This window comes from Promicromonospora sp. NPDC052451 (assembly GCF_044547525.1).
GTDB lineage: Bacteria > Actinomycetota > Actinomycetes > Actinomycetales > Cellulomonadaceae > Promicromonospora.
The window spans coordinates 400,574-414,664 of record NZ_JBIUAP010000002.1; the positions used below are offsets into that span (position 1 = coordinate 400,574).

Sequence of the window (14,091 nt, forward strand, 5' to 3'; positions counted from 1 at the left end):
GAAGATAGGCGCATGCGCCTGCACATCGCCGCCGACCACGCCGGGTACGACCTCAAGCAGCACCTGGTGCAGCACCTCACCACCGCCGGCCACGAGGTGGTCGACCACGGGGCACACGAGCTCGACCCCCAGGACGACTACCCCTCCTTCTGCATCTCGGCCGGTGAGGCCGTCGTCGCCGAGCCGGGTTCGCTCGGCATCGTGATCGGCGGTTCGGGCAACGGGGAGCAGATCGCGGCCAACAAGGTCACCGGTGTCCGGGCGGTGCTCGCCTGGTCGCTGGAGACCGCGAAGCTGGGCCGGCAGCACAACGACGCGAACGTGATCGCCGTGGGCGGCCGCATGCACACCGTGGCGGAGGCGACGTCGTTCGTCGAGGCCTTCGTGGCCGAGCCGTTCAGCGGCGACGCGCGGCACCAGCGCCGCATCGACCAGCTCGCCGACTACGAGAGCAAGCGTGCCTGAGGGACACACCGTCCACCGCCTCGCGCGGACGTTCACGTCGCTGTTCGCCGGGCAGGTCCTGCACGTGAGCAGCCCGCAGGGCCGGTTCGCCGACGGCGCCGCCGTGCTCGACGGCCGCCGCCTGGTGGCGAGCGAGGCCTGGGGCAAGCAGCTCTTCCTGGGCTTCGTGCCCGCCGACGCGCCGGACGCTCAGGTCACCGGGATGGCCCCGGAGCCCGAGACGGTGTGGCTGCGCACGCATCTCGGGCTGTACGGCGCGTGGACGTTCGCCGGTGCCCCGGACGCGCCGGAGGTGGCGCACGCGATCGGCGCTCCCCGGCGCCGCATCGGCGAACGGGACTCGCTCCCGGCCCCCGGCAGCTCGGACCCGCAGGCCGCCGGGGCGCTCCACGCGTCGGACACCTGGGCGGTGCCCGAGCCGCGGGGGCAGGTGCGCGTGCGCCTGCTCGGCGCGCACGCCGTCGCCGATCTCACGGGACCGACGGCGTGCGAGGTGATCACGGCCGAGGAGAAGCGGGCGGTCGAGGCACGGCTGGGCCCGGACCCGATCCGGGACGACGGCGACGCCGAGGCCTTCGTCGCCGCCGTGGGCCGGTCCCGGGTGACGATCGGCCAGCAGCTCATGGACCAGGCGGTGGTCGCCGGCGTGGGCAACATCTACCGTGCCGAAGCGCTGTTCCGCGCCGGTGTCGACCCGCTGCGCCCCGGCCGCGACGTCCCCGCGACGTCGGTCCGGGCCATCTGGGACGACCTGGTGGTGCTCATGCGTGACGGCGCCGACCACGGCGCCATCGTCACCACACGGCCGGAGGACCGGGGGCTCCCGGACCCCTCCGACGGCGGACGACCCGCCCGGACCCGCCAGAACACCGACGGGGCACCCGGCGCGGTCCCCTCCGACCAGGCGTTCTACGTCTACCACCGCGAGGGCCTGCCCTGCCGGGTCTGCGGGACGCCGGTGCTGGTCAAGGAGCTGGCGGGGCGCAACCTGTTCTGGTGCGGCACCTGTCAGACCTGACCTGGCGCCACCTCGTCGAGCACCCGGGCGAGGTGGCGTGCGGGGGCCTCGCCCCAGTCGTCCCACTCGGCGTCGGACGCCTCGTCGAGAGCGTCCCACCAGGACGACGACCGGTTGACCGCGTGGGTCACCGCGGCCGCCCGCAGCATCTCGTCGAGCGCGCCGTCGTCGGTCGGTACGTCCCACTCCGCCAGGTACGCGGCCTGGAGGGGCGCCCACGGCACCCGGCCGCCGTGCTCCACCACTGCGCGCGGCACCATGAGGGCCTCGAGCGGGTGGGCCCACTGGGCGTCGCCGAAGTCGAAGACGCGGAGCGTCCCGTCGACCGCGAAGACGTTGCCGGGGTGCAGGTCGCCGTGCTGCAGCGTCGTCGGGAACGGATCCGCGGCCAGAGTATGGGCGGCCCGTTCCACGATCGGTCGTGCATCGTGCAGGTCCTTCGCGACCTCGTCCGCGAGCCGTGCGGGGTGGCCGGGCGGGAGGGTGGTGAGGCGGTCCAGCATCGCGTCGAACCGGTCCACCGTGCCCTGGGGCGAGCGGTCAGGCAGGCCGGTGTCCCGCATCTCGTCGCCGCGATCCGCGACGGCCCGCTGGAGCCGGGCCCAGGTCCGCAGCACCGAGGCCCAGTCGTCCGGGCGGGGTTCGTGCGTGTCGGCGAGGGTGGTGCCGCGGTCGGCGGTCAGCATCCAGCCCCGCTCCGGCACGACGGCGACCGGCGCGTCCACCTCCTCCGGCACCACGCGTGCCAGGAGCGACTGGAGCCCGGGCTCGAACCGCATGGCCGCGCAGCCCGCCTTGAACCAGAGCCGGCCGCCGGTGGTCTCCACGACGAGCTGTGTCGACCACGGCCGGACGCGCGGCTGCGCGACCGACGTGACGTCGTACCCCAGCCCCGCCACCATGTCGGTCAGCCATGCGCGGGCCTCGGCGTGCCAGACCTCACCGGTGACCACGGTGGAGAACGCAGGCATCAGAACACCCACGACGAACCCGGGGCGACCGGCCAGCCGAAGGCCGCGCTCGCCCGCGCCAGCACGCCCGGCCCCTGCCCGGGGCGCGGGTGCACGGTGACCAGCCCGGCAGCGGCCAGCGTCGCGAGCGACGTGCCGCCCAGGTAGGCGGCACCGAGCTCCCGCACGTCCAGCGACAGCTCGGGCGCCTCGAACTCCGGGTCCACGCGCTCCACCGACGCCGGGCCGAACGCCTCCGCCCGCAGCCGGTACACCCCGGCGTTCGCGGGCAGGCGGGCGTCGGTGACGGCGAGCGTGACGTCGACGTCGGCGGCGTACCGACGTCCCGCCAGGGCTGCCGGGACGTCGACCAGCCGGACCCACAGGTTGTCCGGCGTGCGCGGAGCGGCCGCCCGCAGGTTGACCAGGAGCTGTGTCACCACGTCGTCGACCGGCAGCACGAACGGGCTCACCTCGTTCGTCAGGTCGAGGTCGAGCAGAGCACCCCACAGGGCACGGGCCGCCGCCGCGTCGAGGGCCACCACCTCGCCGGTGCTGACCTGACCGCGCGGGCCGGTGGGCTCCCAGGTGAGGGTGCGGCGGAACGTCACGTAGCCGCGCGGCTCGCCGTCGAGCTCGACGACCATGATGCGACGGGACTCCCGGCCACCGCGGTGCACGGGGGCGTCGTCCCAGAGGACGGCCTGCAGCTCCTCGGTCTCGCGCGTGACCCAGCCGGGCCGGTTGAGGCCTGGTTCGCCCGCGGGTGCGGCGCCCGCCGCGCGGTGCAGACGGTCGACGAGCGCACCGTGCCGCTCGCGGGACGCCACCTCGACCCGGACCGTGTGCCGCTCCGCGCCGGGCACGTCACGCAGGGCGGCCCCGCGCGGGATGTCGAGGCGGAGGTCGTCGGCCGCGTGGCCGTAGCCGAACCGGCCGTAGATCGGGGCCTCGGCGGCGAACAGGGCACTGACCGCCTCGCCGCGTTCGGCGCAGCGCGCCAGGTGCAGGTCGATCATCGCGGTCAGCAGGCCACGGCGCCGGTGCTGCGGATGCACGCCCACCCAGGTGAGGCCTGCCGTGGGCAGCTCCGCACCGGGCACGGGGAACTGCGCGAACGGGTACGACGCGTGCATCGCGACGAGGCCGTCGCTTCCCTCCGCCTCGATCGCGACGGCCCGCTCCCAGGTCAGCGGGGACGGCGTCGCGTCGATGTCGTCGTGGGCGTGGCCCGTCGGGAAGGCCCAGGTGTCCAGCTCGGTCACGAGCCGCTGGTCGTCGGGGGTCAGCGTGCGCCAGCGGTACCCCGCGGGCAGGGCGGTCCGGGGAAGTGCCATGACTCGATCGTCGCACCCGCGGGCAAGCGGAAATCCGGCCGGACGGTGTCGGTGTGCGCGTCTACGATCGCCTCCGTGACCGCATCCCAGCTCACCGACGTCGAGGAGTACGCCGCCGCGGTGCTCGACGTCGTCCGCCGCATCCCGTCCGGCCGCGCGATGACCTACGGGCTGATCGCCGAGATCGTCGGCGAGCGGCTCGGCCGGGGCGGTCCGCGCCAGGTCGGCAGCGTCATGGCCGGCTCGGGGGACCGGTACGCGCACCTGGTGCCGGACGGTCCCGAGGAGGAGGACGGCGACCGCGTGCCCTGGTGGCGGGTCGTCAACGCCGCGGGTTCGCCGCCGCAGCACCACCTGACCGACGCGCTGGACGCGCTCCGGGCGGAGGGCTGCCCCCTGTCCAAGGACGGCCGCCGCGTGAACCTCCGGCGAGCGGTCTGGTTCCCCGAGGACGACGCGCCGGCGGGCGAGGGCGCCTCGTAGGCCTGGCGACGCGGCCAGGCCTGGCGACGTCGCCGTGCGGCGCGGTGCCCGACACCCGCTCGACGGGGGACACCCGCAGTTCACACCCGGGCGCCGCGCTGTTCACGGCTGCGAGCTAGCGTGCCGAGCCGAACGTGTCCGCTCGATCGCCGTCGGAGGTACCACCATGCATCGCTCCCTCGCAGGTGCAGCAGGGCTCGTCAGCGCGCTCGCCCTCACAGCGGGGCTGGTGGGCCCGGGGCTCACCGCCGCCGGCGCGCCCACGCCGCCGGCGTCCGCTCCGCCGGCGTCCGCTTCGCCGGCGTCCGCTCCGGCGGCGCCCGCGGAGCGTGCCGCCGGGCCCACCCGGCCCGCCGCGACCCTCCTCTACTTCCACGACGCGCACGAGATCGGACCGGTGCTGACCGGCGGCCAGGACCGCGGCGGCGTCGCCCGTCTGGCCACGGCCGTGCGCACGGTCGAGGAGCGGAACCGGGCCACGGCCGTCGTCTTCGGGGGAGACCTGGCCGGGGGCACGCTCTTCGGCGGCCTCTACCAGGGCGTACCCATGGTGGAGGCGCTCAACGAGGTGGGCGTGGACCTGGCGAACTTCGGCCAGCACGACTTCGACTTCGGCGTGGACCACGCGCGCGACCTGGTCGCGGCGTCCGACTTCCCCTGGATCACGTCCAACCTGACGACCACCGACGGCACCCCCTTCGTGGAGCACGGCACGTGGGCGGTGCAGCGGGTGGGCGCCGTCCGTGTCGGCTTCATCGGGCTCACCGACGCCATCGAGACGACGACGGCCGCCGCCGATCTCGTGGAGAGGGACCCGGTCGAGGCCGCCCGGGCCGCCGTCGCCGACCTGCGGGCGCACGCCCGGGCCGACGTGATCGTGGCGGTCACGCAGTACCCGATGGACGAGAACCGCGAGCTGGTGCGCGCCGTGCCCGGGCTGGACGCCGTGTTCGGCGAGGAGATGGCCGAGTACGACTCGGTGATCGAGTACGAGGCCGACGTGCCGCTCATGGCGTCCGAGGGCAACATGGGGTCGCTCGTCCGGCTCGACATCAGGCGGGAACGCGGCACGGACCGCCGGCCGGGCTACCAGGTGCGGCCGTCGGTGATCGAGGTGGACCACACGGTCACGCCGGACCCCGCGCTGCGCGAGGTCGAGGAGCGGTACGCGGCCGAGATGGACGAGCGGCTCGCGGAGGTCCTGGCGGACGTCCGTACCCCGCTCCTTGACCCCGAGCAGAAGAGCCGGTCGCAGGAGACGGCGCTCGGTGACTTCGTCGCGGACGCGTTCCGCGCGCAGCACGGCGCGGACATCGGCTGGGTCAACGGCGGCGGCCTGCGCGCCGAGGCACCGGGCCCGGACTTCACGCTGCGGGACGCGTACTCGATCGCGCCGTTCGCCAACCGGGTCATGCACGTGCGGGTGACGGGAGCGGGCCTGCTGCGCTCGCTGGAGGACGCGGTGTCCCGGGTGCAGGACGCGGGCGGCGGCTTCCCGCAGGTCTCCGGCATGGCGTACACGTACTCCCCGAGCGCACCGGCAGGTACCCGGGTGAGCGACGTCCGGGTGGGCGGCGCCCCGCTGGACGAGACGGCCACCTACACGGTCGCGGCGACCAACTACGTGGTCGGCGGCGGTGACGGCGTCACGGGCTTCGCGGACGCCGAGATCCTGGTCCCCCTCGCGGACGCCCCGGTGGACGCGGAGACGATCGCCGCCCACGCCCGCACCCTGAGCACGATCGACATCGAACCGGAAGGCCGCATCACCGTCCTCCCGTAGCCGTCGAGTGCTGGACATCCGCCCTTCTGGCACACGGGAAAGGGCGAACATCCAGCACGCGACGATCAGGCTTTCGAGGGGGCGAGGCGCGACAGGACCGTGCCTGCCGTCGAGCGGGCGCGGCCCGCGAGCGAGCGGTCCTGGGCGGCGGCCAGCAGGGCCAGCATCGAGGCCGGGTCGCCCTGCACGAGCAGGGTCGTGATCGCGGTCGACTCCCACGTCGGCAGCTCGCGGCGGATCTTGTCGATCGGCCCGACCAGCGCGATCTCCTCCACGAGCTGCGTCGGCACGGCCGCCGCGGCCTCCTCCTTGCGCCCGGCCAGGTACAGCTCCTGCACCTTGTCCAACGGCTCGGCGTACCCGAGCCGGTCGAGCGACTGCTTGTGGAAGTTCGCCTCCTTGGCGCCCATGCCGCCCGCGTACAGGGCGATGTGGGGGCGGATGACGTCGGCGGCCGCCTCGACGTCGTCCCGCACCACGACCGGCACCGTGGCACAGACCTCGAACCGGTCCGACGGCGAACGCTCGGCCGAGCGGGCGTCGAAGCCCTCCGCGAGCAGCGCCCGGAACTCGGCGTCCATGCGGGGTGCGTAGAAGCCGGCCATCCAGCCGTCGGCGATCTCGGCGGCCAGGGCCACGTTCTTGGGGCCCTGGGCGGCCAGCACGATCGGGATCTCGGGCCGGAACGGGTGCACGGTGGGCTTGAGCGCCTTGCCCAGCCCGGTCGCGCCCGGTGCGTCGGCGGACAGCGGAAGCTGGTAGAACGCGCCGTCGTGCGTCACGGGCGCCTCGCGCCGCATGACCTGCCGCACGATGTCGACGTACTCCCGCGTGCGGGCCAGCGGCCGCTTGTAGGGCTGCCCGTACCAGCCCTCGACGACCTGCGGACCGGAGGCGCCGAGCCCGAGCACGAACCGGCCCTTGGACAGATGGTCCATCGTGAGCGCCTGCATGGCGGTGGCCGTCGGCGTCCGGGCCGAGAGCTGGGCGATGCCCGTGCCCAGCCGCACGTTCCGGGTGCGCGCGCCCCACCAGGCCAGCGGCGAGAAGGCGTCGGACCCGTAGGCCTCAGCGGTCCAGACGGAGTCGAGACCGAGCTTGTCGGCGGCCACGATGAACTGCTGGATGCCCTTCGGGGGCCTGCGGGACCAGTAACCGGTCTGGAATCCGATGCGCATGGGGTTCACCTCGTCGTGGGAACGGCTTACCCGGGACGGCGCGTCCCAGGTACTGCCCACACCCTACCGGTCCCGCACGCCCGTGGTTACGGTGGTCGGGTGGCCACCTACGACGACGTCGCCCGGCTCGCCCTCGCGCTGCCCGAGACCGTCGAGGGACTGAGCTACCGCCACCGCGCCTGGTCCGTCGGGCGCAAGGCGTTCGCGTGGGAACGCCCCTTCAGCCAGGCCGACCTCAGGCGGTTCGGCGACGACCCCGTACCCGAGGGGCCGATCCTCGGTGTGCGGGTCGAGGACCTGGGCGAGAAGGAGGCGATCCTCGGCGAGGAGCAGCCGGGGTTCTTCACGATCCAGCACTTCGACGGCTTCGCGGGCCTGCTGATCCAGCTCGACCTCGTCGGCGAGGCCGCGCTGCGCGAGGCCCTGGTCGACGCATGGCTCGCGACGGCCCCGCCGGCGCTCGCGGAACGCCACGCCGAGCGGTTGCGCTGACGGGGTCGACGTGGCCGGGCCGACACGGCCGGGTCGACACGGCCGGGCCGATACGGCCGGGCGCCTAGCGGCCGTCGCCCGGGCCGGTGCCCCGCTCCGCCCGCGCCCGCTCCGCCATCGTGTTCAGCAGCGCGGCCGCCTGGGCGGCGCCGTCCACCGTGACGACGAACCCGCGCCCGGCGGTCCGGTCCACCTGCAGGGCCTCGCCGCGGCGCAGCACCACCCCGGTGCGACCCGAGCCGTCGAGCGCGACGCGCCAGCCCCAGCCGCCGTAGTCGCGCATCGGGCTGACGGTCGTCGCCGAGGCGAGCACGACCTCGTCCGCCGGGATCCGGGTACGTGGCCAGCCGAGGGTGGAGCGCACGGTCAGGCCTGCGCCGTCGACCCGCACGGTGAACGAGAGCATCGCCAGCACGAGCAGGGCGAGCAGCAGCGGCACGACCAGCATCGCCCAGAGCTGCGTCAGCACGGCGGCGGCCGTGGCGGCCAGGGCGATGCCGATCTCGACCGCCAGGGCGCCCCTGGGTGTCGTGGCCCGGCCGATCCAGGCGGCGCGTTCACCGGGGCCGAGGGGTGTCCGCGCGGCCCCGCCGTCGACCGGTCCGGTTGCCGGGGCGGGCGGGTCGCCCGGCACGAGCATCGCCGCGATCACGGCGAGCACGGTGGGCCCGAGCGCCGCGGCTGCGACGAGCCAGCCCGGGCTCCATGCCTCCGCCGCGTCGGACAGGCCACGCTGCACCCACAGGCTGCCCACCAGGATGGTGCCGATAAACCCGCCGATCCACACGTTCATCGCCGCGGACAGGCGCCGGGTGCTCTCGCCCCGTCCCCAGAAGACCCCCATCGCCGAGAACAGGGCCACGCACACCGCGCCCGCCGCGACGAGCACCCCGACGAAGCTGCCGACCGGCATGAAGCCGTCCGGCCCGTCGCCGGACGACCAGTGGGTCGCGACCGGGTCGGGGAGGCTGTCCCGCCAGGACAGGGCCAGGCCCGCCGCCACGCCGAGCAGGGACAGCCCGCACAGCGCGCTGATCGCGACCTGGCCGCGTCGGCTGTGCCCGAGCCGCTGGTGCAGCAGGATTCCGGTGGTCATCTCATCGCCTCCTTGACGAGGGTGGCCGTGGCATCGGGGGAGAGGTGCGCCGCCCGGGCGGCGCGGATCAGCTCGGCCATGGCGCGCTCGACCGCCGACAGGTCGGCCTGTGCGCGACCTGTCACGACGGCACCCCGGCCGCGGCGCAGGTCGATCAGGCCCTCGTCACGCAGCACCTGGTAGGCCTTCAGGACCGTGTGCACGTTGATGTCGAGCGCCTGCGCGAGCTCACGTGCCGCCGGGAGGCGCTCGCCGTGCACGAGGTCTCCCTTGGCGACACCGACCCGCACCTGGGCGACGAGCTGCTCGAAGAGCGGCTCGTCGCTCGCGGGATCGATGCGGAACATCATGCGGACTACGCTACTTGATCTACGGCAACTAGAACAAGTAGCGAGAACAAGAGGGCCGGCGACAGCCGGTCCTCCACCCGGTGCGACCCGGGCTCAGATGATGTACTCGATCAGCTCCGACGGGTCCTCGTTGCGCGACCGCTCCGCGACCGGCGCCTCCGGCACCCGGATCCGGGCGGGGATCCCGACGGCGACCGCGCCCGCGGGCACGTCCTTCACCACGACGGCGTTGGCGCCGATCTGCGCGTCGTCCCCGACCCAGACCGGGCCCAGCACCTTGGCGCCGGCGCCCACGGTCACGCGGTCGCCGAGGGTCGGGTGGCGCTTGCCCCGGTTGAGCGACCGGCCGCCCAGCGTCACGCCGTGGTACAGCATGACGTCGTCGCCCACGACCGTGGTCTCGCCGATGACGACGCCCATGCCGTGGTCGATGAACAGCCGGCGGCCGATCCGTGCGGCGGGATGGATCTCCACGCCGGTGAGCGCCCGCGCGAGCTGCGAGAGCAGCCGCGCGGGCAGGCGGAGCGCCGGCGCCTGCCACAGCCGGTGCGCCGCCCGGTGCGCCCAGAGGGCGTGCACGCCGGGGTAGGCGAGGGCCACCTCCAGGCGGGACCGGGCGGCCGGGTCGTGGGCGCGCGCGGCGTCCAGGTCCTCGGCGAGAACCTGGAACAGCCCGCGTGCCCCCGTCATCAGTCGACCAGACCCTCGAACAGCGGGGTGGACAGGTAGCGCTCGCCGAAGTCGGGGACGATGACGACGATCGTCTTGCCGGCGTTCTCCGGGCGCTTGGCGACCTCCAGCGCGGCGGACAGCGCGGCGCCCGAGGAGATGCCGACCAGCAGGCCCTCCTCCTGGGCGGCCCGGCGGGCGAACTCGATGGCCGTGCCGACGTTCACGTCGATGACCTCGTCGTACACCGTGGTGTCGAGGATCTCGGGCACGAAGTTGGCGCCGATGCCCTGGATCTTGTGCGGGCCCGGGGCGCCGCCGTTCAGGATCGGCGACTCCTCGGGCTCGACCGCGACGACCTTGACCTCGGGCTTCTTCTCCTTGAGCACCTGGCCGACGCCGGTGATGGTGCCGCCGGTACCGATACCGGACACCACGATGTCGACGGCGCCGTCGGTGTCCGCCCAGATCTCCTCGGCGGTGGTCTCCCGGTGGATCTTCGGGTTGGCCTCGTTGGCGAACTGGCGGGCCAGCACGGCGCCCGGGCGCTCCTGCGCGATCTTCTCGGCCGCCGCCACGGCGCCCTTCATGCCCTCCGAGCCCGGCGTGAGCACCAGCTCGGCGCCGTACGCCCGCAGCAGCGCGCGGCGCTCCTTGGACATGGTCTCCGGCATGGCCAGGACCACCTTGTAGCCGCGGGCCGCGCCCACCCAGGCCAGGGCGATGCCCGTGTTGCCCGAGGTGCCCTCGACGATGGTGCCGCCCTCCTTGAGCTCGCCCGAGGCCTCGGCCGCGTCGATGATCGAGACGCCGATGCGGTCCTTCACCGAGTTGGCCGGGTTGTAGAACTCGAGCTTGGCGAGGACCGTCGCCTCGAGGCCGTCGGTGAGGCGGTTGAGCTTGACGAGGGGCGTGCTGCCGATGAGCTTGGTCGCGTCGTCGTAGATGCGGGCCATTGTTCTTCCTTCGCTGTGTGGCGGGTGGGGCTGGCTTGGGATCGTGCGCCGTCGGCGTCCGGGTCGTGCGGGTGCGTGCCTCGGGGCCGGCGTGGTGCGTCTGGAGCGGGGTGCGGGGCCGGAGCGTCACGCGCGGGACCGGGTCCGCGGCCGAACAGGCCGGGGACGGTCGCGCGGACGCTCTACAGACAGCCTCGGGGGCAGCGGCCGGTCTCGCACGCCCGGCCGGCGGCCGGGGCGACAGTGGGGAGTGCGGAGCGCACGGTGCTCAAGACGTCCTCCCTGCGTGTGGCGGCCCGCTGGCCGCTCGGCTGCATGATCCATGGCGGGCGCCGGGCTCGCCTGAAGCAGGTTACGTGGGCCAGGACTCTGAGACAAGATCTGTCTCAGGTATCGATCATCTCGATATTTCACGCCGCGGCGTAGCCTCGGTCCCGGCGACGCCCCGCACGGTGCGGACGGCGTCGGGAGAGGGAGGTGCGGGTGAGCCGGCCCAGGGTCCGTGAGGCGTCCGCCGTCGACGACGGCGTGGTGCTCGACCTCATGACCGAGTACATGACGGAGGCGCTCGCCGGGTTCGAGCGGGCGTACGGCTTCGCGATGGGCCGCGGTGCGGAGCACTCCGCCGACGCCCTGGAGAAGTTCCGCCGGCCGTCGGGCCTCCTCCTGCTGGCCGAGGTCGACGACCCGCCCGCCGGGGTCGCGGCGCTGCGCGTGCAGGACGACGGCGCGACCGAGATCAAGCGGATGTACGTGCGCCCGGCCCAGCGCGGTACCGGGCTGGGCTCGGAGCTGCTCGACCGGCTGCTGGAGCTGTCCCGGGACGACCTGCACGCGCCCGTGGTCCGGCTGGACAGCAACCGGTTCATGCGCGAGGCCCACCGGCTCTACGAGTCGCGCGGCTTCGTCGAGCGCCCGCCCTACGCCGGGTCGGAGATCCCGGCGGAGCTCCAGCACCTCTGGCGGTTCTACGAGCTGGTGCTCGGGCCGACGTCGTAGGTGGCGCGCCACCCTCCCGGGCGAGGGAGGGATCGCCGGTGCCTGGCTGGCCCGCCGGGGGTCTGCCTATGGTCGTACCGACCGAGCGCCCGCCCACGGGTGCCCGCGACCGAGCACACGGAGGTCTCTCATGGCTGTGATCGATCTGCCCGCCGTCGTCCAGGAGTTCGTCGACGCCACCAATGCCGGCGACACCGAGCGGTTCGTCGCGACGTTCACCGACGACGCGTACCTCAACGACTGGGGCCGTGAGTTCCACGGACCGGACGGCGTCCGGAGCTGGAACGAGACCGACAACATCGGCATGAAGAGTCAGTTCGAGCCCGTCGCGGTGGAACCCGGGGCCGAGCCCGGGGACTACACCGTCACGATCACCGTGCAGAGCAACCGGTTCAACGGGACGGGGCCGTTCAAGTTCACGCTGCGCGACGGGAAGATCGCGAGCCTGGTCCTGAGCTGACGCACCCGGAGCGGCTCACCACATCGCCACCTCTGCCGCGAGCTCCAGCCCGTGCTCGGTGGCCCGCGCCGACGAGATCGCCAGCTGGTTCTCGTCCTCCGGGAACGCGACACCCTCGACGAGCCGGTCGAGCTGGGCGCTGCCGAGCTGCTCGGCGACGGCGGCCACGGGCAGGCTCAGCCCGGCGAACCGGACGGTGTCCGCGCGGACCACCGCCTGACCGCCCTCGGCGGACACGTCGAGCAGGAGGTCCACGGTCCGGGTGGTGCCCGAGATCGGCAGCGGCACCTGCGCCACCAGCGCCCCGGACTCGGCCGCGACCCGGAGCTCCGGCAGCTCGGTGGCCGACCGCGCCATGTCCGTGAGGGCCTCGGGCGCGACGTCGACCAGGAGGGTGGCCTGCCCGGTCGCGACCTGCCAGAGGGCGGGGGTGTCGTCCCGCGTCACCGTGACACCCTCCGGCAGGTCGGCGGTCGAGGCCGCGATCCGGTCGTCGATCGTGGCGCGCAGCGCCAGCTCGCCCACGACGCCGAGCACCGCCAGCACGCCCACCACCGAGACGGTGACGATGATCCAGCGACGGCGGGGACGGGCGGGCGCGCTCTGTGTCATGGCCCCTATTCGACCCCATCGATCCGTCGGACACATGACGAATCGCGGGTCATCCCGTGACGGCTCATCGCGCGGACCGGTTGCCGGACCGTCGTGGGGCCGGGCGACGGGAGGTCAGGGCGTAGGCCGCCACCCAGGCCGGAGCGCCGAGATCCCGCGGCAGCGCACCCGGCGCGACGCGGTGCTGCCGGGCCCAGTGCCGCACCTCCTCGCGGCCGAGCCCCTGCCGGACGAGGATCTCGTGCACGCCGCGGCCGGGCCCGTTGAACACGGCCGCGGCGAACCGCTGGTAGTCGCGCTGCCGGGAGGGCGGCAGCAGGGGGTCGGTGCGGCGGTCGAGCACGAGCAGGCCGGCGTCCACGCCCGGCCGGGGACGGAACGCGCCGGCGGGGACACGCTGGTCGAGCCGGGGTGCGAACCACGGCCACCACTGGACGGTCAGGAGCGTGGCGCCGCCCACGGCGGCGCGCTTGCGGGCCACCTCCCACTGCGTGATCAGCACGGCGCGCTGCCAGCCGGTCAGGGTGAACAGGCGCCGGAGCACCGGGGTGGTCAGGTGGAACGGCACGTTGCAGACGAGGTCGTAGGGCTCCGACGGCGGGGCGTGCCGCAGGATGTCGTCCCGCGTCACGGTGACGTTGCCGGGCACGACCCGGGCCAGGCGCGCGGCCGAGCGCGGGTCGATCTCGACCGCCTCGACCGGGCGGCCCAGCCGGGCCAGGGGCAGCGTCATCGCGCCACGGCCGGCGGCCCACTCGACGACCGGCCGGTCCGCGTCGGGGACGAGGTCGACCACGCGGTCGATGACCCGCGTGTCGATCAGCAGGTTCTGGCCGAGCTCGTGGGCCCCGCCGACCGGCCCCGTCGGCACGGTCGGCACGGCGGGCCCCGCCGGCCCGGTGGGTTCCGCGGTCCGCGGGGGCTCCGGCGGCCGGGCGGCCCGCGGTGCACCGTGGTCGGGAGTACCGCGGTGGGGTGCCCCGCGGGAGGTCGTCCGGGCAGTGGGACGGAAAGGACGCTTGCGCGACATGGTGTGCTCCTGGATTCGTCGGCTGACAGGAATCCGGGCAGCACAGGACGCGCCGCCCGGCGGATGCCGGCGGCGCGGAGCACGCGCTGGGTGTGGTGTGCGTTCCGCGCCGCTAGCGGGCGGAACGCTGCCTGATCATGGCGTTCATATCGGGGCCGACCCTAGGAGCAGGGCCGGGCCGGGTGCCAGGTTTTTTCCGTCCGGGTGGCGGCC

Annotated in this window: 16 protein-coding genes; 7 read left to right on the top strand and 9 right to left on the bottom strand. The window is 74.2% G+C overall.

What is annotated here, in order from left to right:
* Positions 1-12 precede the first annotated feature (12 nt).
* Together ACIG47_RS04670 and ACIG47_RS04675 are read left to right on the top strand one after the other, a co-directional pair.
* Positions 13-465, top strand: a complete 453-nt coding sequence (locus tag ACIG47_RS04670) for a ribose-5-phosphate isomerase (protein WP_397429809.1) — start codon at positions 13-15, stop codon at positions 463-465.
* Positions 458-1,483 (top strand): Fpg/Nei family DNA glycosylase, encoded by a 1,026-nt coding sequence (locus ACIG47_RS04675; protein ID WP_397429810.1) that lies wholly within the window; start codon positions 458-460, stop codon positions 1,481-1,483. Before ACIG47_RS04670 ends, ACIG47_RS04675 begins: the two co-directional genes overlap by 8 nt.
* Here the strand turns inward: ACIG47_RS04675 and ACIG47_RS04680 are convergent.
* Complete coding sequence (locus ACIG47_RS04680; RefSeq protein WP_397429811.1) at positions 1,474-2,454, bottom strand: phosphotransferase; 981 nt, start codon at positions 2,452-2,454, stop codon at positions 1,474-1,476. The two genes, ACIG47_RS04675 and ACIG47_RS04680, sit on opposite strands and share 10 nt — an antisense overlap.
* Complete coding sequence (eis, locus tag ACIG47_RS04685; protein WP_397429812.1) at positions 2,454-3,770, bottom strand: enhanced intracellular survival protein Eis; 1,317 nt, start codon at positions 3,768-3,770, stop codon at positions 2,454-2,456. The genes ACIG47_RS04680 and eis overlap by 1 nt, the downstream gene beginning before the upstream one ends.
* A gap of 75 nt (positions 3,771-3,845) precedes the next feature.
* On the opposite strand from eis, the gene ACIG47_RS04690 reads away from it, so the two are divergent.
* Positions 3,846-4,253 carry an MGMT family protein gene (locus tag ACIG47_RS04690; RefSeq protein WP_397429813.1) on the top strand — a complete coding sequence of 136 codons (408 nt, stop codon included), beginning with the start codon at positions 3,846-3,848 and terminating at the stop codon, positions 4,251-4,253.
* 166 nt (positions 4,254-4,419) lie between these two features.
* Positions 4,420-6,036, top strand: a complete 1,617-nt coding sequence (locus ACIG47_RS04695; protein WP_397429814.1) for a bifunctional metallophosphatase/5'-nucleotidase — start codon at positions 4,420-4,422, stop codon at positions 6,034-6,036.
* Positions 6,037-6,101: 65 nt separating this feature from the next.
* On the opposite strand, the gene ACIG47_RS04700 is transcribed toward ACIG47_RS04695, so the two are convergent.
* Entirely contained in the window at positions 6,102-7,214 is a 1,113-nt protein-coding gene (locus ACIG47_RS04700) for an LLM class F420-dependent oxidoreductase (protein WP_397429815.1), read from the bottom strand.
* A gap of 99 nt (positions 7,215-7,313) precedes the next feature.
* Here ACIG47_RS04700 and ACIG47_RS04705 point away from each other — a divergent pair, with 99 nt between their 5' ends.
* Positions 7,314-7,706 (top strand): MmcQ/YjbR family DNA-binding protein, encoded by a 393-nt coding sequence (locus tag ACIG47_RS04705; protein WP_397429816.1) that lies wholly within the window; start codon positions 7,314-7,316, stop codon positions 7,704-7,706.
* A gap of 64 nt (positions 7,707-7,770) precedes the next feature.
* Here ACIG47_RS04705 and ACIG47_RS04710 read toward each other — a convergent pair whose 3' ends face one another.
* From ACIG47_RS04710 to cysK, 4 genes are all read right to left on the bottom strand, one after another.
* Positions 7,771-8,802, bottom strand: a complete 1,032-nt coding sequence (locus tag ACIG47_RS04710; protein WP_397429817.1) for a DUF1648 domain-containing protein — start codon at positions 8,800-8,802, stop codon at positions 7,771-7,773.
* Positions 8,799-9,152 (bottom strand): GntR family transcriptional regulator, encoded by a 354-nt coding sequence (locus ACIG47_RS04715; RefSeq protein ID WP_397409514.1) that lies wholly within the window; start codon positions 9,150-9,152, stop codon positions 8,799-8,801. Before ACIG47_RS04715 ends, ACIG47_RS04710 begins: the two co-directional genes overlap by 4 nt.
* 93 nt (positions 9,153-9,245) lie before the next feature.
* Positions 9,246-9,842 carry a serine O-acetyltransferase EpsC gene (gene epsC / locus ACIG47_RS04720; RefSeq protein ID WP_397409516.1) on the bottom strand — a complete coding sequence of 199 codons (597 nt, stop codon included), beginning with the start codon at positions 9,840-9,842 and terminating at the stop codon, positions 9,246-9,248.
* Positions 9,842-10,777: a cysteine synthase A gene (gene cysK, locus ACIG47_RS04725; protein WP_397409518.1), complete on the bottom strand. Its 936-nt coding sequence runs from the start codon at positions 10,775-10,777 to the stop codon at positions 9,842-9,844. The genes epsC and cysK overlap by 1 nt, the downstream gene beginning before the upstream one ends.
* Before the next feature lie 483 nt (positions 10,778-11,260).
* Between cysK and ACIG47_RS04730 the strand changes: the two genes are divergently transcribed.
* Both ACIG47_RS04730 and ACIG47_RS04735 read left to right on the top strand, forming a co-directional pair.
* Positions 11,261-11,776 (top strand): GNAT family N-acetyltransferase, encoded by a 516-nt coding sequence (locus ACIG47_RS04730; protein WP_397429818.1) that lies wholly within the window; start codon positions 11,261-11,263, stop codon positions 11,774-11,776.
* A 130-nt stretch (positions 11,777-11,906) separates the two neighbouring features.
* Positions 11,907-12,236 carry a nuclear transport factor 2 family protein gene (locus ACIG47_RS04735; protein ID WP_397409522.1) on the top strand — a complete coding sequence of 110 codons (330 nt, stop codon included), beginning with the start codon at positions 11,907-11,909 and terminating at the stop codon, positions 12,234-12,236.
* Positions 12,237-12,251: 15 nt separating this feature from the next.
* On the opposite strand, the gene ACIG47_RS04740 is transcribed toward ACIG47_RS04735, so the two are convergent.
* Together ACIG47_RS04740 and erm are read right to left on the bottom strand one after the other, a co-directional pair.
* Positions 12,252-12,848, bottom strand: a complete 597-nt coding sequence (locus ACIG47_RS04740; protein WP_397429819.1) for a hypothetical protein — start codon at positions 12,846-12,848, stop codon at positions 12,252-12,254.
* Positions 12,849-12,912: 64 nt separating this feature from the next.
* On the bottom strand, positions 12,913-13,719 hold the full coding sequence (gene erm / locus ACIG47_RS04745; RefSeq protein ID WP_397429995.1) for a 23S ribosomal RNA methyltransferase Erm: 807 nt from the start codon (positions 13,717-13,719) through the stop codon (positions 12,913-12,915).
* Between the last annotated feature and the right edge of the window lie 372 nt (positions 13,720-14,091).